The sequence below is a fragment of the Geminocystis herdmanii PCC 6308 genome, from assembly GCF_000332235.1.
GTDB classification, from domain to species: domain Bacteria; phylum Cyanobacteriota; class Cyanobacteriia; order Cyanobacteriales; family Cyanobacteriaceae; genus Geminocystis; species Geminocystis herdmanii.
This window is the reverse complement of the sequence record NZ_CM001775.1, coordinates 1826105-1848525: the sequence shown is the minus strand read 5'-3', so window position 1 is coordinate 1848525 and position 22421 is coordinate 1826105. Positions and strand designations below refer to the sequence as shown.

Here is a 22421-nt window from a genome sequence, read left to right as displayed (position 1 = left end):
ACAGACAAAAGGCAAAAGGCAACAAACAGCTAAAAATTTTATTCGTTTTCTACTAATCTAAAAATCTATAAGTTAATGAGTTTTAACTTAATTAAATATTTGTAAAAATTGATGCTAAAAAAATTTTCTATAGACTTTATAATGTGGAAGTCAAAATTTAGGCGAGGATAATGCTAAAAATTAGAACAAATCAAAAAAGACTCAATATAATTATTAAGAAAATTAAACAATCCTACAGTTGGCAAGGTTGTGTTGTTTTAAGTGCCATTCTTTTATTAAGTTCTAGTTATGCCGTTTATGCTCAAGATACAGCTAAAGATTTGCAAACTATTACAGGAGAATTAAAAGTTGGTTTAGATACTTTATGGGTAGTTTTAGCCTCCGTCTTAGTAATCTTGATGAATGCAGGTTTTGCCATGTTAGAAACGGGTTTTTGTCGTCGCAAAAATGCCGTTAATATGTTATCAAAAAATTTGATTGTTTTCGCTGTATCTACGATCGCATTTTGGGTATTAGGTTTTGGCTTAATGTTTGGAGATGGTAACGGCTTTATTGGTTTACAAGGATTTTTCTTAAATGGTACTGATAATAGTCCAGCCATAGGGGATGCCTATGAGGGAGTTTATGGTGCTTTGAATTGGGCTGGTGTACCCCTATCCGCTAAATTTCTATTTCAAGTAGCTTTCGCTGGTACTGCTGCTACCATCGTATCGGGTGCAGTAGCAGAAAGAATAAAATTTATTGATTTTGTGCTGTTTAGTATTTTTCTAGTTGCGATCGCATACCCAATTATTGGTCATTGGATTTGGGGAGGCGGTTGGTTATCGAAAATAGGTTTTCAAGATTTCGCCGGTTCAACCGCAGTGCATTCTGTAGGGGGGTGGTGTGCTTTAACAGGAGCAATGATTTTAGGACCTAGACTGGGAAAATATCAAGCAGGAGGGGGTATAATGCCCTTACCCGGACATAATTTAAGTATCGCCACCCTTGGCTGTTTCATTCTCTGGATTGGTTGGTTTGGCTTCAACCCCGGCTCTACTATGGCAGTAGGAGAAGATATTGCTTATATTGCAGTTGTAACCAATTTAGCCGCCGCCTCTGGTGCTATCACCGCCACTATTAGCAGTTGGATTTTGGCAGGAAAACCTGATTTATCCTTGACAATTAACGGTATCTTATCAGGATTAGTTGCCATCACCGCCGGGTGTTCTATGGTTAGTTACTCTAGTGCTATTTTAATTGGTGCTTTCGGTGGAATCTTAGTGGTTTTTGCGGTGTATTTCCTCGATAGTCTCAAAATCGATGATCCTGTAGGAGCTGTGTCTGTACATTTAGTGAATGGTATTTGGGGTACGATCGCCGTAGGATTATTTGCCGATTCCATCATCACAGAAAATGAAAATATATCAGGTTTATTTAGTAGTGGCAACTTTAACTTATTAGGCGCGCAATTACTAGGTATTGTATCAGTTGGTATTACAATGATCGTTTTTAGTATTCTATTTTGGAACTTACTGAAAGTAACCCTAGGCTTAAGAGTATCTCAAGAAGAAGAATATTTAGGTTTAGATATTGGTGAACATGGTATGGAGGCTTATAGTGGCTTCTTAGAATTAGAAGGAGAAATGGGAACTATCCTTCCGACGATCGAAAATTAAAAAAAGACAGGTGAATAGGGGGATAGGTGGATAGGTGGACAGGGGGACAGGTGGACAGGTGGACAGGTGGACAGGTGGACAGGTGGACAGGTGAATAGGTGGACAGGTGGACAGGTGGACAGGTGGACAGGTGGACAGGTGAATAGGGGGACAGGTGGACAGGTGGACAGGTGAATAGGGGGACAGGTGGATAAGGTGTTAATTGTTAATTGTTAATTGTTAATTGTCTATTAGTGCGTTTTTTGTTATAATTGCAATTATTCTGAAAAAAACTTTATTTGACGTTTACGGATAATATAGTCCCGATAGTCTTGATTAAAATATTTGTTTGACTACAATAATTATTTTCCGGTACTCCATGAATATAAAACACATATTCCTTTTAAGGAAGTATTATAAAATAATGATAAGTTACTTTCTATGACTTAAATAAAAAGTAATTATGACAAACCCCAAAATAATCCTATCGTTGGGAGTATAATTTTTTGGTTGTAATAAAAGTGATCGATCGAAAAAGAAGAAATAGAGACTAAAAATATTAAGACAAGATTTCAGAATGTGTTCCTCGGAATTGTACCTAAGATAAAATTAATTTTAAATCATACTTGACTTAAGTATATTCAAGTCATGCTGTCCATGAATAGATGCTTTCGGAGTGAGATTAAATGGCTTTAATTTTGATAAGTCTAGCCTCCATAAATTACTAAAAAATTTTTTATCTTCATAAAATTCCGCACTTTATAGAAATAATTAGGAATCGGTTATTACTGAAAGTCTTAAACAAAATCACAAGCTCTATTTGTTCTTAAAAATAATTCTAAATCTATTTAATAAAACCATGTTTTACTCAAACTACTTATTTTTTTAAACGTAGTTTGAGCATAGAAATCATAGGTATTTTTCCAAAAGCCATAAATAACGAAGGCACACACACTAAACTATTATCAAATTTTTTGAGGGAATTGAATGCCAAAACAAATTATTATTGCAGAAAAACACCATATCGCAGCGGTATTTGCTGAAGATCAAATTCAAGAATTAGTAGTTGCCACAGGCAATCAACAGGTAGGAGATATTTATTTAGGGACAGTAGAAAACGTCATTTCAGGGATAGATGCGGCTTTTGTTAATATTGGTGATGCAGAAAAAAATGGTTTTATTCATGTAACAGATTTAGGTCCTTTACGTCTAAGAAAAACCGCAGGTGCGATTACAGAATTACTGTCACCTCAACAAAAAGTATTAGTGCAAGTAATGAAAGAGCCGACAGGCTCTAAAGGTCCTCGTTTGACGGGAAATATTAGTCTTCCCGGTCGTTATTTAGTCTTGATGCCCTATGGTAAAGGGGTTAGTTTATCTCGTCGCATCAAAAATGATAATGAACGTAATCGATTACGCGCTTTAGCTATTTTGCTCAAACCATCAGGAATGGGATTATTAGTGCGAACTGAGGCGGAAGGAACGGCGGAAGAGGCAATTATTGAAGATTTAGACTTATTACAAAAACAGTGGGACAAAATACAGCAGGAAGCTAACTATATCAGTCCTCCAGCTTTATTAAATCGAGATGATGATTTCATTCAGAGAGTGCTACGAGATATGTACACTGATGAAGTTAATCGTATTGTGGTGGACTCGGAAGATAGTGTAAAAAGGGTGAAAAAACAGTTAATGAATTGGGGGGCTGGACTCTCACCAGAGGGGATTTTGATCAATGCCCATCAAGAAGCTACACCGATTTTAGATTTTTTCCGAGTGAATGCGGCTATCAAAGAGGCGTTGAAGTCAAGGGTAGAATTGCCTTCTGGGGGTTATGTTATTATTGAACCGACAGAAGCGTTAACGGTGATTGATGTTAACTCTGGTTCGTTTACCCATTCGGCGACTTCTAGGGAAACAGTATTATGGACTAATTACGAGGCTGCCATCGAAATTGCTCGTCAATTGAAGTTGCGTAATATTGGCGGTGTGATTGTGGTGGACTTCATTGATATGGATTCTCGTCGAGATAAATTGAAGTTACTAGAACATTTTAATAGAGTACTGAAAACCGATAAAGCTCGACCTCAAATTGCTCAATTGTCAGAGTTAGGATTAGTGGAGTTAACCCGTAAACGTCAGGGTAAAAATATTTATGAATTATTTGGACAACCTTGCTCCCACTGCAACGGATCAGGATTAGTCGCCCATTTACCCGGTCATCATGATGTTGATCCTTTACCTTCTAATTATTACACTCCAATTATTGCCAATAAAAATCAGGATAAACCAATTCTTGAGGACAAAATTATTCTTGGAGAAGATTATACTAATGATTTAGAGGATACGGAATTAATTAATCATCCTAGTTACCAAGATCAAAATGGTGCAGCTCGTCGTCGCCGTCGTCGCCGTGAAACTCCCTTGAAAGATGAAGGGATGTTAGTGTCAACTACTAATAATTTAACGGAAGCTGAGGTTAAGCCCGAACGTGAAACCTCACAGCGCGAACGAATAACTCCTTCTCGTGAAACTAAAAAAGAACGTGGAGTATTGCCTCGTCATAATCGAGATGAGAGTAAGTTAGAGAAGGTGGTGGTAGAGATGACAGAAGTAGAACAAGAAATTTATGCTTTAATGGGGGTTTCTCCGATATTGCGTTTAGAGCAAGAATTTAAAGATCCAAAAGCACTGATGGTGTATGTGAAATCTCCTAATGATGAAAAAGACACTAATCAAACAGATATATTTGAAGATACAGAAAATTATGTTCTTGATGATGAGGAAGAATCAAAATCTCCTTTATTAGATGCGATCGCTAATTTGGTGTCTCCAGATACTGATGATGATGCCATAATTTATAGCAGTGTGGAAATGGACAATGATTCTGAGGAAGAAGCACCGATGATTTCTCAGAATTTAGATTTAGACACAGAGGAGGAAGAAAAAGATGAGGTAAGTACAGATTTTGAGCCTTACCAAAGTCTGATTTCTGAACCTGAAACTATTACAGAGGCTTTAATTAAAGAAGCTAAGATGAGCGATTTACCTGTAGTTCGTACCCGTCGTCGTCGTACCTCTCGATCGTCTGCAGTGATGGAAAACGAATAACAATGAATAATTAATAATTAACAATCCACTATTCCCTATTTAATATCTTGAAAGTTGTTTTTTCACCCCGATTTTTAGATCATAAGACGGGGCATTTTCATCCAGAATGCCCTCAACGGTTAACGGCAATTCAACAACGGTTAATAACGGGGGTTTGTCAGGATAAAATACAATGGTTAGAACCAAGTTCGATCGCTCGGCAAACTTTCACGATCGAGCAAAGTCAAGCTATGTATTGGGTTCAAAAAATCCATGATAGTAACTATATTGAAAAAGTACGAACTATTGCTCATCGTGGGGGAGGCAAATTAGACGAAGATACTCCTGTTTCGGCTCAAAGTTATGATGTGGCACTCTTAGCCGTGAGTGCTTGGTTAGATGGTGTTAATGAGGTTTTAAAAGATAGTGAACCTTGTTTCATTTTAGCACGTCCTCCCGGTCATCATGCTACTTCTACCGTTGGCATGGGTTTTTGTCTTTTTTCCAATGCTGCCATTGCCGCTAACTATGCCCTATCTCAAGGTTTTAAAAAAGTCGCAATTTTAGATTGGGATGTACACCATGGTAACGGTACAGAAGAAATTATTGCCCATAATCCGAATATTATTTACTGTTCTTTACATCAATACCCTTGTTATCCGGGGACTGGACAAGAGTTCGATCGAGGTCACTACAATAATGTTTTAAATATTCCCCTCAAGGCTGGAAGTACGATCAAGGAATACAAAGAATCTTTTGAACATAAAGTGATTCCCTTTATCAGCGAATTTCAACCAGACTTATTAATTGTCAGTGCTGGATATGATGCTAATCATGATGATCCTCTTGCGTCAGTTTCTTTATTTCCTCAAGACTACTATACTTTAACTCAATATTGTTTAAAAATCACCCGAAAAATAGTATTTGGGTTAGAAGGGGGATACCATTTAGAGGCTTTAGCGGAATCTGTAGAACAAACTCTTCTCGCTTGTATATAAATGAAGCATAAAATTTTAGATAAAGGTAGGAGATAGGAGATTGGATACAGGAGATAGTAGGAAGAATTGATTTAAACTTATACAAAATTAATTTTAGAAAATAAGTTACTCTTATTTAATTAATGAACATTTGTATCTTTTTTAAGCAATATTTTTACTAACTTTTTCTAGTTGTTTTAAACTAAATAAAGCATTTTTTATCAAAGTTATCGCCTTCAATGGTTCTTGTATAAATGCCCTAGACATTTTAAAATTATCTAATGTGCCTTCTTGAGTGATAGCACTGTTTAAATCTGGTAAATTATCATCATAATTATCACTAATAACTCTTACCACTGATACACAATCAAAATTACTCATAACGGCGAAACTTTCCATATCCACCACATCACCCCATGAGCTAAGATTTGCTTTTTCTACTGAAGAATTAATTAATTTATCCGTAGTAATTCCCTTGACAATTGGCACGTTTAATGTTTTTTTTAACCAATTATTTAGGGTTCGATCGCACTCTTTTGTTTCAATTATTTTATCCTTATTAACATAACTAGAGCTTTCATAAATCACCACATCTCCCACCTTATATTGAAGAGATAAACTGCCACTTAAACCAATTAATAAGACAAAATTTTCTTGATATTTAATACTTTTTAAATGTTCATTTACAGGATTTATTCCTATGGGTAAACTAATAATTTTGGGCTTAATTAATCTTGAATTAAATCCTTTATTTACCGCTTGAAATTCTGCACCATGACACACTAAAATTAAAAGGTTATCGAATAAAGACATAAGAATTAAGAATGGAGAATGGAGAATTGAGAATGGAGAATTGAGAATTAAGAATTAAGAATTGAAAATTAATAAATAATTCAAGATTATTGACTAATATTTAATTTGTTACGAATGATTTAGAATTGCTATATTATAATTAATCTTGTCTATTCTTTATTCCCAAGATGTAAATACGCAAAAAAGTATATTTTATGGAATCATCAAAGGATTTTTTATCTTGCCAACAAGACTATATTTTACAAATTAATTGGGATAAATTAGCTCAAAATTTTCGAGAAAAATATAGTTATAAATTAGCCGAAAAAAGATATGTCTATCATCATCAAAAAGATATAACAGGAATCCCTCAATATCCTGATGATTTAATCTTGAGAGACTATCAAAAACAGGCGATCGAAAACTGGTTAAAAAATCGAGGGCGTGGTATCCTAAAAATGGCAACAGGTAGCGGAAAAACCATTACAGCATTAGCCATTAATACAGAATTATATCACCAAATTAACTTACAAGTTTTATTAGTAATTTGCCCTTTTCGTCACCTTGTTTTACAATGGACACAAGAAGCAGAAAAATTTAACTTATTTCCAATTTTAGCCTTTGAAAATGCCCATAATTGGCATGGAGAATTATCTCGACAACTTTATAATATCCATAATAATAATCAAAAATTTTTAACCATAATCACAACTTATTCTACCTTTATGGGCGATCGATTTCAAAGTCAATTAACCTTTTTTCCTGAGAAAACTTTAATTGTTGGAGACGAAGCCCATAATTTAGGCTCACCTCGTTTATTATCATCTTTACCTGCTAATATAGGATTAAGATTAGCTTTATCTGCTACTCCTGAAAGACATTTTGACGAAGATGGCACAGATTTTTTAATAGATTATTTTGGCAAGGTTTTAAAACCAGAATTTACCCTCAAAAATGCCATCGAAAAACAGGCTTTAGTTAAATATAATTATCATCCTATCTTAGTAGAATTAACTGATCAAGAAGCCTTCCATTATGCTAAATTAACAAAAAAAATAGGTTGGGCATTATCAGAAAATAATAACCTTGAGGATAATCATAATCTTAAAGCATTATTGTTGAGACGATCGAGATTAGTTGCCACAGCTAGTAATAAATTAATCGCCTTAAAAGCCTTGATGAAAGAGAGATTAACCATGAAAGCAACATTATTTTACTGCGGAGATGGTAACGTCAATCAAAACGAGAGACAACTCGAAGCAGTAACGAGAATTTTAGGAAACGAATTAAACTATCGAGTCAATACCTACACCGCCGAAACCCCCGTAGAAGAAAGAGAAACAATCAAAAAACAGTTAAAATCAGGAGAATTACAAGGAATAGTCGCCATTCGTTGCTTAGATGAAGGTATCGATATTCCTATGATTGAAAATGCCGTGATTTTAGCCAGTAGTAGTAATCCCCGTCAATTTATCCAACGGCGAGGCAGAATTTTGCGCCCTTACCACGGCAAAAAAGAAGCAACTTTATTTGATATGATAGTGATACCTCCAATATTAGAACGAGAAGTATGGGAAATTGAAAGAAATTTGCTCAAAAAAGAGTTAAAAAGATTTATGGAGTTTGCCTCCTTAGCTAATAATGCACAAAGCGCTATGGAAATTCTGACGACTTTACAAGATAATTTTGCTTTAACCCTAAATAATTAGAATCTCACGCAAAGACGCAAAGACGCAAAATTTGATTATAAATATTTCTCGTGTCTCCTACTCTCCTAATCTGCTACCTTCACAAAAAAAACTTTTACTGTTTATACCATGTCCATTTACCTTGATTCTAGTGCAACCACTGCTCCCCGTCCAGAAGTTATTGAATTAGTCACAGAAATTTTAACTAGCGGTTGGGGTAATCCTTCCAGTTTACACTCTTGGGGCGAAAGAGGGGCTATGGCACTAGAAAAAGCAAGGTGGCAAGTGGCAGATTTAATCAACGCTTCTTCTCCTAATTCTATCATTTTCACTTCTGGTGGCACAGAATCCGATAATTTGGCAATTTTTGGCATTACTTCTTTATGTAACACTCCTCAACATATCATTATCTCTAGTGTAGAACATAGTGCGATCGAGCGCCCGGTACAATTTTTAGAAAAACAAGGATGGCATATCACAAGATTACCTGTTAATCGAGAAGGGAGAGTTAACCCCCATGACTTACAAAAGGCTTTGTTACCGAATACTGTCTTAGTTTCTATTATCTACGGGCAAAGCGAAGTTGGCACAATTCAACCTATAAAAAAATTAGTAGAAGTCACCAAAAAACATTCTCAAGCCTTGTTTCACACTGATGCAGTACAAATGGTGGGGCGTTTACCCGTAGATGTGGAAGTCTTACAAGTAGATTTATTATCTTTATCTGGACATAAATTTTATGGTATTCAAGGCTCTGGTGCGTTATATGTTAAACAAGGGGTTAAATTAAATTCTTTGTTGTACGGTGGAGGACAAGAGAACAACTTGCGTAGTGGCACTCAAGGGATACCAGCCATTGCATCCCTAGGATTAGCCTCCAGTTTGGCACAAAAAGACATGGAATCAGAAGCCATGAGATTAAGGGAATTAAAAAACTATTTTATCGAATTAATATTAACCAAATGCCCTTATTTAACCTTAACTGGGGATTTATTTCATCGTTTACCCCATCACGCCAGTTTTCTCATAAATCTTCCTCAAGAGGGTATCACAGGGCGAAAAATAGTCAGAGATTTAAGTTTAAAGGGTATCGGTATTAGTGCAGGTTCAGCTTGTAGTAGTGGGAAAACTCTACCATCACCTGTTTTATTAGCTATGGGATATTCTGAAAAAGAGGCAATCAAAGGAATACGTTTTAGTTTCGATCGAAATACCACTAAATCAGATTTAGATTTTACTATTAATACTTTAACAATTCTACTAGATAGAGAAATAGGGGGGGAAAATTAGAGAATTCGGGAGTTATTGCTCACTTTTTGGTTAATGTATTATGTCTAAACCTTTGATTTTAATAGTCTTTTGATTCCCATGCACAAACTCTAATTATCAATATCCCACGATCGCATTTTACCTTGATTAATTAAACCATAAGGATCAACTTTTTTCTTAAAATTAAGTTGTTCAGGTTCGATTATTTTTCTACCACCATCTTCTAAAATATAAGTATGAGGATTAGCAATAAAAGCCCCATTATCCTCATGATATTTAATAATCTCATTTAGTCTGGTTTCGTTAGTATATTTAACTAACTGTAAACCCGCAGGAATTGCCTTTCCTCCTACCCTTAAAAATTCAATGTGCATCATTACCTCATCACCAAAATAATTATACATTTCTTCAACCTTTTCTAAAGAGAAAAAGAAAGTTTGTAAATAAGTGATATTAGCATCAATATTTCGAGCATGAAAAGTTGTATGATTCCATGTAAATTCGATTAAATTAAAATTACTTTTTAAGTCTAAATCTTGTCGATAGGTGATTTCTCCTTGGTATTCTTTTACTAAATCTTCTAAAGCAAATAAAGAATTTTCTTCAATCATTAATAAAGCACAATCTTCGCCATTAGGCAAATAAGATTTAAGAGAGGTAAAGTAATTACTAATCGGTTTAGCGTGAATACTAATAAGTTTTTTATTAATTCCATCACTATCTGCTAAATCTTGACCAAATTTTAAAGCTGAAATAAAATCTTGAAAAGTAACAATCACATCAACCCAATTATAACTAGGTGCAAGAGGAATTTCTAATTCTGTAATAATGCCATTTGTACCGTAAGCATGATTAATTTGTCTAGTTTCATCTCCTCTTAATTCAATAATTCGTGGCTCATTTTCCAACGTAACTACTCGCACTCGATGCAAGTTTCCTCTATCTTTTAATTGTCCATAATTTATCGAGCCAATTCCTCCACTACCTCCACCAATAAAACCCCCTAAAGTTGCTATTTTATAAGTAGAAGGAATCATTCTTAATTCCCATCCTTGCTTTTTAGTTTCTCTCTCTAAAACGCTCATTTTTATCCCTGCTTCCACACAGGCAATTCCTGATTTTATCCATTTAATTTTCCTCAATTCACTCATATCTAAAACAATGCCTCCATTTAAGGGAATACATTGCCCATAATTTCCTGTACCTGCACCTCTTACTGTTAAAGGTATTTTGTATTTTACACAAATTTGAGCTATTTTTAAAACTTCTTCTTCCGTGGTAGGAATAACAACTAAATCTGCTGTTTTTTCTTTCAATTTGGGTTCTAAAATCGGACTAAAATAGTAATAATCTAAGGATAATTGTTTGATTTTTTCCGCTTCCTGAATTATGGTGATGGGATTTAATTCTTGGATGATTAATTGATAGTCAATCGTCATATAATTTAAAGATAAAATAGCTTTTTATTTTGATTTACCTAACCTAAATAATACACTATAAATATAGGGTTTTGAGATTCCTAAGCTCAGAATGACAGAATCTCGTTATTAGTGTGTAAGTTTTAACTTCGTTAAATAAATAGTCATTGCGACGTAACGAAGCAATCTCTAATAGTAAAATTAGGGCTTTCTAGCCTAACTACAAAGCTGATAAAGTACGGAGAGAGAGGGATTCGAACCCTCGGTGGAGCTATAAACCCCACAACTTCTTAGCAGGAAGCCGCTTTCAACCGCTCAGCCATCTCTCCAACAGACATTTACAGATTATAACAGAAAACGATCGTTTTTAGCAACCTCAAAACCCTTTTTCGTTAAATAAAACTTAACAATTTTGTAACCCTCACCCCTAACCCCTCTCCCATAGGAGAGGAGAACAAGTTTATTACATTCAAGGTTTAAACAAAGTTAGTTAAAAACAATGTTAGAAAATTGATATTCGGTAACAATGGATTCTCCATTTTCTTCGCTAGTAATGCGACGATTAGTGAGAATATAATAACCGCCAATTTTCTCAAAGGTGTCATGAAAAATGGTTTTACCGCCCTTGGGTTGCTTGGTTTCAGGCTCTAAATAGATAGAATCATATCCTTGGGATAAATAGCCTTCCTCTGTGTTTAAAATGTCAAAAGTGTTAATAGCTACGATCGAGTTACCAATTTTACGATAGACAAAAGAAACAGTATTATTGTGTACTTTATACTTATTTCCTGCTCCAGCACCACCCACGAGAATTTCTACAGCGCCATTGTCATCTTTCTCGCCAAAAGAGAAAGTATTTTCCCCGTGACTTTTCTCAAAACTATGATTAACACGGTGAATGGTAATCTCCCATAATTGCCCTGTTATGGCTTTTTTTGCTGACTCGTCTTCAATGGCAGATACTTCAAACTGTAAGTTTGCTTTAATTTCACCCTTTGCAGTATAAGTACCTTGAGGGTTGGTTAAGGTAATGTCACAGGTATAACCGGGGAAATCTTTATCCCAAGTATAACGATTTTCGTAAGCTGATCTAAATAGTTCTTCTGCTGTAAGGGTTAATGTCATTTTTTGTCCTTAAATATTTATTTATCATTATATAGCAATCTTACCTTTCGATCGAAGATTAAATGCTTTTATAATTTTGTTCATCATTAACATTATAAGAAGAACAAGGGTTAAAACCCTCACTACGAACAGATAAAAATATTTTCTTTCAATACGGTTATACTTATTGTTTCTGCCGATAACATCAAAACCTTGATTTTTCATTCTTTAACCTGACACCCGATACCTGATGCCTGATACCTACCCTCATCAAAAGACTTTTTTATTACACCCTAATTATTGATAGTTTCTTTGATAAACTTGATATAAAGGTGTTTAAAAGTGGATTTTAAAACTCTCGGTAAGCCAAAATCAATAGGCATTAAAGCGGAGGGTAATTGCCAATTTGCGATGCTTAAATCTTGGGGTTTGAGTAAGGGAAATTCGATGTCTTTGATGTCACTTAATAAGCCTAAATTTTTCTGAGCTCTTAATGTTGGCACTATTTCTGAGGATACATTTAGTATATCAGCGATCGAGACATCGAGGGCAAAAACATTATTAGAAGCGCCTAATACACCTAATTCTCTAGGTTCTCCCCCACTTGGTCCATTACCTTCATGACCAATAATACCATCCATAATGGTCAAGTCGGGATTAATGGCAAGGGCTGTTTCTACCAACATTTCCCCAAAACGGTTAACATCTTTTCCTGCTTCCATGTGCCACCATGCTTTCATTTTACCCGGCACACAACCAAAGAGATTTTTCACCCCCATAGTGACAGTTAACTGCATATGAGATTTGACTTTTGGCAAATTAATAATAACATCCGCTTCCATGGCTTCTTTAGATAGACGCAGATGTTTAAAGTTATCGTTATCAATGGGGTATTTTTTGCCGTTAAATTCCACAATAGGTAAATTCAATTCTTCACACAAAGGCAAGTAACCGTTAGCTTTGGCTACCCCCCTTGCACTACCAAAAGCTGGGCTATCTCCTAAAAAGGGTTTCCCTCCTACTTCTTGCACCATTTGGGCAACACAATAAACGATTTCTTTTCTAGTAGTACATTCTTTCGTAGGGCGTGAGCCTGTTAAGAGATTAGGTTTGAGCAAAACTCGATCGTCTTTTTTGACGAAAGCAGATATACCTCCTAATGGCTCTAGTAATTCTTCTAAAGATAAGCGTAGTTCTTGTAAATCGTAGGATTGAGCTTGTATTAAAGAAACTTTATTCATGGGTAAAATAGACTTCTTGCCGAAGTCGAGTAATGAGTAATAAGTTAAGAATTTATGTTTGACACTTGTAGATTATACTCGATGCCACTGTAATTTTTGACTGCTTTCATTGTAATGCCAACGAATAAAATTAGCTGGAGAGCCTATTTGTAAACAAGATAACCCTATCGCCTTGCGAGGGGCTGAAGTTACAAGCTCGATCGACTGTTCTACAGTACAAATATTCCATTTAACTAAATTCTGAGCGCCCACAAACAAAGGTAAAGTAGTACCTGATAGAGTTCCATCTGGTAATCTAGCTGTGCCATTTTTAACTTCAATAGTTCGATCGTCCCAAGGGTAAACTCCATCACTCAAACCGATAGGAGATAAGGCATCACTGACTAAAAAAATTCCTTCTTGATAGTGGCTCGATCGTAAAATCAAGTTTAGCATAGTGGGATCAACATGATTACCGTCAGCAATTAAACCACAGTAAACATTGGGGTTAATAATCGCTTCTCCCAATAATCCGGGTTGCCGATGATGTAAATTTGGCATGGCATTAAAAGCGTGAGTTACCATAGAAGCGCCTTGACTAAAAGCCTTTTTTGCCTGTGATGCTGTTGCCTGAGAATGTCCTAAACTAACTATAATCTCGATCGAACTCAAATAGGGAATAACGGTGTCGGATTCCTCTAACTCAGGCGCGAGGGTGATAATTTTTACCAGATGACTATAATCCCCTAAAACGAGCTTAACATTCTCCAAAGTTAAAGGTAATAAATGTTGAGCAGGATGAGCACCCCTTTTATCATAATTTAAAAAAGGGCCTTCTAAATGTACCCCAAGAATTTCCGCAGTATCAGGTTTTTTTGGTAAGTTTATATATTGATTAATTACCTTTAAAGATTGATGAATTTTCGCCACTGAAGTAGTAACAATAGTTGGTAAAAAATAATCAATGCCCTCTCGCCACAAATAAGCACAAATCTGATCCAATTTCGGAATATCCTCAAAAGTTAAATCAGGAAAAGCTAACCCTAATCCTCCATTAATTTGTAAATCCACACCTCCTAAAGAAAGCCAATCACCTTGTAAATCTAAATCTCCTTTCGGCAATAAAAAACTATCTTTAATGTTAGTAATTAAATTATTTTCTATTGTTATTGTTTGTAAATTTTTATAGCCAATTAACTTAGCATTACTAATAATTTTTGTTGTTTTTATTTTGTTCATAATCTCAAATTATTAAGATAAAATTAACCTTCTTTATTTTTCTTCCTCTATCGGCAATCATTTTTGAGAAAAAACACGCAAATCTACCATATAATGAGAATTGTTGACCTACTGAGATATTCAAGAGGGATAAATCGATGATCGAGATGAGGGTAGCGGCTATTGCTTTAGATGCGGTAACTCGCAGTCCTATAGTACTACTAAAAGATGCCACAGAACGCCGTGCCTTACCTATATATATAGGACAAGATCAAGCTAGATCTATTATAGGGGCATTGGAACACCAACCAACACCAAGACCTATCACCCATGATTTAATGGTAAATATATTTCGTGCATGGAATTTAAAATTAGATAAAGTCATTATCAGTACTCTACAAGATAATACTTTTTATGCTCTTTTATGTATGAAAATGGGTAAAAAGGAGAAAAATATCGATTGTCGCCCCAGTGATGCTATTGCCCTAGCCGTGAGATATAATTGCCCTATTTGGGTAATGGAAGAAGTTATTTTAGATGCTTCTATCCCCGTCGATAGAGACGCTGACGAGGAAGAAAGGGAAGCCTTTAAGGATTTTGTTGCTAATTTAAGCCCCGATGAGTTGATTCGTCGGGCGCAACAAGCAGGAGAAGAATAAGAGGGTGGTAATCGGTAATGAGTAAGAATGGTTGAGGAGAGGGAATAGGGAATAGGTAAGAGTTTTAGTTATTTTCAAGAGCGATTAACTCTAAAACCAATGTTTTAGTTAAATAATCAACTATGATTAAGTTTTGTATAACAGTTAATAAGAAATGCAAGTTAAATGCGTTTTAGCTTAATTCTCCATTTTCCATTCTCCATTCTCAATTATTTACTGTCTGTCGTATTGATTCAAATAGCACGATCGAGGTGCTTACGGACAAGTTCAAACTGCGTACATGGGGACTTTTCATAGTGATAAAGCAAGTTAAGTCACATTCTTTTAATACTTCTGGGGGTAAACCATCGGTTTCACTGCCAAATAAAAGCCAATCATCGGGTTGAAATTGACACTCAAGATAGTTTTGTTTGCCTCTGACACTTAAACCAATTATTCTTCCACCTTTTTCTCTAGCCGTTTTAATAAAATGTTGGGGACTTTGATGATATGTTAGTTTAACATGGGGCCAGTAGTCTAAACCAGCTCTTTTTAAATATCGATCGCTAATTTCAAAGCCTAAAGGTGCGACTAGATGTAATTCTGTTTCAGTCGCCGCACAGGTTCGAGCAATATTTCCCGTATTGGGAGGTATTTGAGGATGTACTAAAACAACTTTAGGCATAATTTTTACAATAATTTTTATGTAATAGAGATAATATTCTACATTTTTTTTGAATAAAAATATTGAAATACTTAATCTACGACAAGATAGTTAAACCAACTGTTAAGACTGTCTAATTGTTGACTGGCTTTCATCGCACCTAAACCTCTGACGATTACCTTGTTTTTGCCATAGACAAAACGATGTTGCAAATGTTTTGGCAACTTAGCATTTAATAATTGCCATGCTGGTTCTTGCATTGGTGTTTCAAGGATAACATTTTGTTTCCCCTCTAGTTTTATCCGTGAAAAGCCGATCGATCTTGCCCTTAATTTCAATTGAGCTACTTGTAATAATTGTTGTGCTGGTTCGGGAATATCACCATATCTGTCTAGCCAATCCGCTTCAATTTGCTTGATTTCCTTCTGACTAGATACAGTTGCGATCGAGCGGTAAGCATCCATTTTTTGTTCTAAATCAGGGATATAACGAGTGGGGATTAAAGCCGTGAGGGGTATATCAATTTGGGTGTCTTCCACGGTGGGAATTTCCTGCCCTTGAATTTCGTTGATAGCCTCTTTCAACATTTCCGTGTACATCTCAAAACCGATGGCTTCCACTTGCCCAGATTGCTCGGCGCCAAGGAGACTGCCCACTCCACGAATTTCCATATCACGCATAGCTAAATGATAACCCGAACCGAGTTGTGTAAACTCCTGCAAGGCGCGTAATCTTTTTAACGCCACCTCCGATAAAGTCTCCTTGTCAGGATATAGTAACCAAGCATGGGCTTGAATGCCCGATCGACCTACTCGCCCCCTAAGCTGATATAATTGGGCTAGTCCGAATTTTTGAGCATCTTCGATGATGATAGTATTCACACGAGGAATATCTAAACCAGACTCAACGATAGTCGTGCATACTAGCAAATCCACATCCCCATTATTAAACGTCAACATGGTGGTTTCCAATTCCCCTTGGTGCATTTGCCCATGGGCGATGGCAATTCTTAGGCTAGGAATCATGGCTTGAAGCATTTTGATAACGTCTTCCATGCCCTCAATACGGGGTAAAACGTAGAAAATTTGTCCTCCCCTGTCTAATTCATTGCGAATGGCAGTACGAATCGCCCCTTGATTAAAGGGTAAAATATGGGTTTTGATAGGGCGACGACTAGGGGGAGGAGTGGTAATTAAACTCATTTCTCGCACCCCCGAAATGGACATATAAAGAGTACGAGGAATCGGTGTGGCACTGAGGGTTAAAACATCGATCGAAGTTTTCATTGCTTTAATTTTTTCTTTCTGATTCACCCCAAATCTTTGTTCTTCATCCACTACTAATAAACCCAAATCTTTATACTTAATTTTATTACTTAAAACCCCTTGAGTACCCACCACAATATCTAATTCTCCCGTTGCCAATTTTTTGATAATTTCCACTTTTTCTGATTCAGTGCGGAAGCGATTTAATAAACCTATATTGATAGGATAAGGAGAAAATCTTTCCACTAAAGTATGATAATGTTGTTGGGATAAAATAGTGGTAGGTGCAATAAAAACCACTTGTTTATTACCTGCTGTTACCATCTTAAAAATTGCTCTAATTGCCACTTCTGTTTTGCCAAAACCCACATCTCCACACACTAACCTATCCATAGGTCGATCGCTTTCTAAATCTCTTTTAACATCCTGAATCGCCTTGATTTGATCAGGGGTTGGTTGATAGGGAAAAGAGTCTTCTAATTCTCTTTGCCAAGGGGTATCTTCGAGGCAGGAATGTCCCTCTAATTCTGCTCTTTTTGCGTATAATTTAACTAAATCAACCGCTAATTTTTTAATAGATTTTCTAACTTTATTTTTGACATTTACCCAGTCTCTCCCCGACATTTTATTTAACTTAGGAGTGCCTTCTCCTGTATGTCTATAGCGAGATACCAATTCTAAAGCATCAGCTGGAACTCTTAATAAACCATCGAGATATTGAATAGCTAAATACTCTCTTCCTTCACAAATTTCTAAGTTTAAAAACTGTCCTAATCCATAATATTTATGAACAATAAAATCTTTTGGTCTTAACTTGTCTAAATCAACTTGTTTTGAAGCTGCTTGACGGCGTTTTCTGATATAGGTAGGACTAGCTAAATTATGTTGTCCAAAAAACTCTCGATCGGTTATAATAGCAATGCGAAAAGTAGGTAAAATAAAACCTTCTAATTCTGCTTGTCCAGAGTATTTTAAACCAACAGAAATATTTTGACGTTGCAGTTTTTCGATCGAACCAAAATCAACAGCATTAGTAATCAATTGAGCAGGGCAGTCATGTTCTTGTAATAATGCGATCGAGCGAGAAGGTTGAGCAGAAATTAACCATTTATTATACTTACCTAAATCGATGGTATTATAAACCTCTTTTTTACCTCTTAAAATTTCTGCTAATTTAGCAAATTGATGGGGAGAAACAGGCAAAGGGCGAGAAGATAAATTAAGAGTTGGGATGTCCGTTTCGATAACTTCTAAGGCAATTTCTGAGAGATAAATTTGGGGATATTTAATTAACTCTAAAGATGTGGAAAAATCTCGATGAATTTTCGGAATCGCCCCTAAATCCCCAATATTAGAGACTTCATTTTTACCCCCAGATTTGGGGGCAAGGGGGCTTAATTTTTCTTCCTCAGACTTGGGGTTAGGGGGGATTATTCCGTCAGGGAGAATAACAGATTCATTAATTAATTGCCATTTTTCTTGCGCTTGTTCCACCCAAATACGGCTATGGGCAGTACATTGTTCTACCTCATCAATGGCAACGATCGAATTCTCAGGAAAATAGTCTAAAATCGAGGCAACATGACCATTTTCACCATGAAAAGCGCACCCTAAAAAACGACTCATAGCTTCGGGATAAATACCATTATCTAAATTTTCTTGCTCCTTAGTGCTAATATATGGTTTAATAATTTCTATACTAGGCAAATTCTGACTAATTATCCCCGTCCATGTAGTGGGAGTCAGAGTTAATTCGTCTATCTTATCTAAACTTCGTTGAGTAACAGGATCAAATTCTCGAATAGACTCCAATTCATCGCCAAAAAAATCTAATCTGACGGGTAATTCTGCCGAAACTGGGAAAATATCGATTAAATCCCCTCTTTTACTCCATTGTCCTTCGATTTCCACTAAATTAACTCGATCGTACCCCATCCTTGTTAAAGTTAGATCAATATTCTTACTCTCTAAAGTCATGCCCTTGCTCAAATTTAAGCAATAGTCAGCAAAAATGCAAGGGGGTGGTAAGTGGGGTTGTAAGGCTTTTTCTGTGGTGACAACCGCTAAAGGAGAGCTTGTAACATCTTGAGCAATTAGGCTTGAAAGGGTCTGCATCTGTCCCCAAATCATCTCAGATTCACTGTTAAAAGGTTCATAGGGACTCGCTTCTGTGGTGGGATAGAAAAAAACTTGTTTATAGCCCATAACCTCAATATTAGCCATCCAACGGGCTGATTCTTCAAGGGTGGCACAAATTACAAGTAAGTTTTTCTGTTCACTTTGACTAATAGAAGCGGTAACTAAACCTTTAGGTAAACGAGCAACTCCTTGTAAATTCAGCTTTTGACTGTGGTTGAGTTTTTGAATTAATTCGCTGGTTAAGGGGGATTTAGAGATCGATCGAATTACAGAGTTGAGCATGGATAAGGATAGATAAAACAGAAGAGGAGATAATATAGCAATCCTATCTTTAAATGTCAAACCTCGCAATGACAGCATAGGAGTTAATTCTCCTATATTGTCTGTCGATAACCTTAGGCTAGTAATTCAAAGGCAATGCCCTCCTCTACAAAAGCACTAGAGTAATTATCAACAATTCTTTCTCTTTACTATAGAGTTTTGGCATTTTATTTTCATTTTAACTCAAACCTTAACTAAAATAGCGATTGCTATATTTACCTCAGTTCGAGATAAAATTTAGACTAAATCGATAAAATAATATTAAGATTTGACTCAAACTTATCAAAGATTGATTTTTTAGATTTATTTACTAAATTTAATGAAGGTTTTAAAGCATTTTCTTCCCTCTCCTCCCCCTCTCCTCCCTCTTCCCCCTCTTATTCTTCATCATTTTATGTCGAACTCAGGTTATATTTGGGTGGATAACCATTTTTTGAGTTGATAAGTGCCTAAACAGTCATCTTCGTTATAGATTAAGATATAATTCAACCAAGTTCGATCGCGCAGCGCCGTTTCACGATCGAACGTCTTTAACCATTGATCATACCAGAAAACACATTGATCTCCCCCTATTGTATGATAACCAGAAGTTAAATTTCCCGTCACAGGATCACGCCACCGAAAACCTAACCAATTAGCCACAGATTTTAAAGAGTAATTTTCTACGGGTAAAAAAAAGGAATTTGTCACAAATTTATGTAAATCAAATAAGCGTTTTAAAAGAGGTTGTACATCAGCAGAAGAAGTTTGATAAACATAAGCTAAACGTTTAACAGTTTCTCTTTCATACTCAGAATAATGAAATATCGGTGCATCGGGATATTGATTTACTAATTCCAGAAAACTTAACCAAATCTCTTTTTCTTGCTCAATATTTTCCGCTAAAAAAGTATAATATTTTTTCTCCTTAGTTTCATTATTAACTAATAACACTCCTAATAAATAATCAAAATTTTGCGCTTCTATGTCAAAATATAACTCGATCGAATTAGTAGGAATAGATGTAATAATTGGATGCCTAAAAATAGCTTGAGAATGATATAAAGATAGGGCTTGTTGATGAATATTATTACCAATCTCATTACCAAAAAGTCTGATTAACTCAGATAAATCCGCCTCACAAAGAGAAGCTAAATTATTAATTCCCTCCGCCATTAAAGAATCATATTTTTTCGGAGTAATCCCCGGAATTAAAGACAAATGTTGTTGAGATTTTGCCAGAGAATGACAACTTTCAAACCATTGACAAAAACTGCAACGTTGGCGAGAAATAAAAACATCAGGTTCATTTTTTCCTGATACCATAAAGATAAATTCCCTTATCAACTCTCGACAATGAGGAATCCAAATCTTCAGATTAAGATAATAAGGTTTATCTATACACCTCAAAAAAATCTGAGACTCTGACAAATTCACTCCCTGAAAAAGACTCAAAACCTCTCCTTGAAAAGCAGAAATTAATTTATATTCAGGCTTCATACTTTTGCCTAAATGAGTGTTAACAGGAATATAACTCCAATCCCCTAAAAGGCTGGGAATATTTTGTTTAATTAATAAACTAGGAGATGTTTCAAAAACAATTTTTTCTTGATTTTCCCCATAGTGAGTATAAATAACAACCCCTTGATAGATACAATCCACCCCTTGACGCATCAAATTTTCTGTCATGGATGCCACTTGAAAATTATTCTCACTATCTTCTACTAACAGTTTTGGTTGATGATAGGGTAAATTATAAGTTTGCAAAACTTGCCAACTATGAGATTCTCTTTCTTGTCTTAACTTAACAATAAAATCTTTTTCCTCCTGTTTCTGATTATTTTCTTCATAAATATTAAGAAAGGCACGACGATGACAACGTTTATATTGAAATAACAATTCGTCAGTCACTAACATTAAACATCTCCAGAAAAAAATATTTTGATTCTTTTGTCTTTAGGGTTAAAACCTTTATTATGCCTTACTTACTTATGGCTTTGATGACTTTTAAATTCTCCATTCTCAATTTTCCATTCTCCATTAATTATTCACTATTTCCGAGAAAAAGGCTAAGATAATTGTAAAGTTTTATAAAGATAGAGGTTAAATAAGTGTTAGAACTATATCAGTTTGAATTATGTCCATTTTGTGAGAAAGTTAGATTAATTCTTGATTATAAAGGCTTGGAGTATAAAAAAATTGAAGTTACGCCGGGTATTGGGCAGTTTGAAGTATTTAGGCTTTCGGGACAAAAACAAGTTCCAGTGTTAAAAGATGGTGATACATTTATTGCTGATTCCACAGAAATCGCTTTATATTTAGATAGTAAATACCCTGAAAAACCTTTGATTCCTGCGGATGGTATTGCTAGGGCGCAATGTTTACTGATGGAAGAATGGGCGGATGAGTCTTTGGCATTGAAGGCGCGTAAGGCTTTTATGGGCGCTTTGAATCATTATCCTAATTTCCGTACTTCTTTTTTACCTAAAAATACTCCTGATATTTTCAAAACCTTTGTTAGCGCTTTTCCTTCGGAAATTTTCAACGCTATTGGTATGGGATTAACTTTCGGTGTGGATATTCTCAAGGTTGGGGAAAAAGGTTTAAAAAAAGATTTGGAAAATTTGACTTTAATTCTACAAACTCAACCTTATTTAGTTGGTGATAAGCTAACTTTAGCGGATTTGACGGTGGCTGCTTTAACTACTATTGTTAAGTTTCCTCCTGTTGCTTATTTTGATTTACCTCTTGATTTGGAAAACAAGGGTATTCCGGGTATCGCTGATAATGGTGTTTATGAGTCGTTTTTTACATGGCGCGATCGAATTTATGCTGATTATCGTCAACCTGTGGACAAGTCTAGTAGTAATAATTTTAACAGCGATGGGGATAATCAACCCACTTCGATCGAAATAGAATAGAGTGTCAGGTGTTAGGTGTTAGGTTTTAGGTGTTAGGTTTTAGGTTTTGGGTAAAATACTGACTGCTATCTACATAAATAG

The 22421-nt window shown here is 35.5% G+C and carries 16 protein-coding genes and 1 tRNA gene; 7 read left to right on the top strand and 10 right to left on the bottom strand.

The window, feature by feature from the left end; genetic code table 11:
• The first annotated feature begins 170 nt into the window (after positions 1-170).
• From SYN6308_RS09295 to SYN6308_RS09285, 3 genes are all read left to right on the top strand, one after another.
• Positions 171-1658 carry an ammonium transporter gene (locus SYN6308_RS09295; protein ID WP_017294167.1) on the top strand — a complete coding sequence of 496 codons (1488 nt, stop codon included), beginning with the start codon at positions 171-173 and terminating at the stop codon, positions 1656-1658.
• Between the two features lie 966 nt (positions 1659-2624).
• Positions 2625-4748: an Rne/Rng family ribonuclease gene (locus SYN6308_RS09290; protein ID WP_017294166.1), complete on the top strand. Its 2124-nt coding sequence runs from the start codon at positions 2625-2627 to the stop codon at positions 4746-4748.
• Between the two features lie 44 nt (positions 4749-4792).
• Positions 4793-5725, top strand: a complete 933-nt coding sequence (locus SYN6308_RS09285; protein WP_026101999.1) for a histone deacetylase family protein — start codon at positions 4793-4795, stop codon at positions 5723-5725.
• 141 nt (positions 5726-5866) lie between these two features.
• Here SYN6308_RS09285 and SYN6308_RS09280 read toward each other — a convergent pair whose 3' ends face one another.
• Complete coding sequence (locus tag SYN6308_RS09280; protein ID WP_017294164.1) at positions 5867-6517, bottom strand: phosphorylase family protein; 651 nt, start codon at positions 6515-6517, stop codon at positions 5867-5869.
• Positions 6518-6711: 194 nt separating this feature from the next.
• On the opposite strand from SYN6308_RS09280, the gene SYN6308_RS09275 reads away from it, so the two are divergent.
• Together SYN6308_RS09275 and SYN6308_RS09270 are read left to right on the top strand one after the other, a co-directional pair.
• Positions 6712-8205 carry a DNA phosphorothioation system restriction enzyme gene (locus SYN6308_RS09275; protein ID WP_017294163.1) on the top strand — a complete coding sequence of 498 codons (1494 nt, stop codon included), beginning with the start codon at positions 6712-6714 and terminating at the stop codon, positions 8203-8205.
• Positions 8206-8313: 108 nt separating this feature from the next.
• Complete coding sequence (locus SYN6308_RS09270) at positions 8314-9474, top strand: cysteine desulfurase family protein (protein ID WP_017294162.1); 1161 nt, start codon at positions 8314-8316, stop codon at positions 9472-9474.
• A gap of 89 nt (positions 9475-9563) precedes the next feature.
• Here the strand turns inward: SYN6308_RS09270 and SYN6308_RS09265 are convergent, their stop codons facing one another.
• The 6 genes from SYN6308_RS09265 to nagA form a co-directional block, all read right to left on the bottom strand.
• Positions 9564-10892, bottom strand: coding sequence for an FAD-binding oxidoreductase (locus SYN6308_RS09265; RefSeq protein ID WP_017294161.1), 1329 nt, complete (start codon positions 10890-10892; stop codon positions 9564-9566).
• Positions 10893-11110: 218 nt separating this feature from the next.
• Positions 11111-11200: transfer RNA gene (locus SYN6308_RS09260), tRNA-Ser, on the bottom strand.
• 157 nt (positions 11201-11357) lie between these two features.
• On the bottom strand, positions 11358-11996 hold the full coding sequence (locus tag SYN6308_RS09255; protein WP_017294160.1) for a DUF3386 domain-containing protein: 639 nt from the start codon (positions 11994-11996) through the stop codon (positions 11358-11360).
• Positions 11997-12023: 27 nt separating this feature from the next.
• The gene (locus tag SYN6308_RS25505; RefSeq protein ID WP_017294159.1) at positions 12024-12200 is read right to left on the bottom strand and encodes a hypothetical protein; all 177 of its coding nucleotides are present in this window, start codon (positions 12198-12200) and stop codon (positions 12024-12026) included.
• 68 nt (positions 12201-12268) lie between these two features.
• Positions 12269-13216, bottom strand: coding sequence for a DUF362 domain-containing protein (locus SYN6308_RS09245; protein WP_017294158.1), 948 nt, complete (start codon positions 13214-13216; stop codon positions 12269-12271).
• 72 nt (positions 13217-13288) lie between these two features.
• Positions 13289-14434 carry an N-acetylglucosamine-6-phosphate deacetylase gene (gene nagA / locus SYN6308_RS09240; RefSeq protein ID WP_017294157.1) on the bottom strand — a complete coding sequence of 382 codons (1146 nt, stop codon included), beginning with the start codon at positions 14432-14434 and terminating at the stop codon, positions 13289-13291.
• 137 nt (positions 14435-14571) lie between these two features.
• Between nagA and SYN6308_RS09235 the strand changes: the two genes are divergently transcribed.
• Entirely contained in the window at positions 14572-15072 is a 501-nt protein-coding gene (locus SYN6308_RS09235; RefSeq protein WP_017294156.1) for a bifunctional nuclease family protein, read from the top strand.
• Between the two features lie 205 nt (positions 15073-15277).
• On the opposite strand, the gene SYN6308_RS09230 is transcribed toward SYN6308_RS09235, so the two are convergent.
• The 3 genes from SYN6308_RS09230 to SYN6308_RS09220 all read right to left on the bottom strand — a co-directional run bounded on the left by SYN6308_RS09230 (position 15278) and on the right by SYN6308_RS09220 (position 21336).
• On the bottom strand, positions 15278-15736 hold the full coding sequence (locus tag SYN6308_RS09230) for a tRNA (cytidine(34)-2'-O)-methyltransferase (protein ID WP_017294155.1): 459 nt from the start codon (positions 15734-15736) through the stop codon (positions 15278-15280).
• Positions 15737-15807: 71 nt separating this feature from the next.
• Positions 15808-19401, bottom strand: a complete 3594-nt coding sequence (gene mfd / locus SYN6308_RS09225) for a transcription-repair coupling factor (protein WP_017294154.1) — start codon at positions 19399-19401, stop codon at positions 15808-15810.
• 447 nt (positions 19402-19848) lie between these two features.
• On the bottom strand, positions 19849-21336 hold the full coding sequence (locus SYN6308_RS09220) for a TM0106 family RecB-like putative nuclease (protein ID WP_017294153.1): 1488 nt from the start codon (positions 21334-21336) through the stop codon (positions 19849-19851).
• A 194-nt stretch (positions 21337-21530) separates the two neighbouring features.
• Between SYN6308_RS09220 and SYN6308_RS09215 the strand changes: the two genes are divergently transcribed.
• Entirely contained in the window at positions 21531-22340 is an 810-nt protein-coding gene (locus SYN6308_RS09215) for a glutathione S-transferase family protein (protein WP_017294152.1), read from the top strand.
• Positions 22341-22421 lie beyond the last annotated feature (81 nt).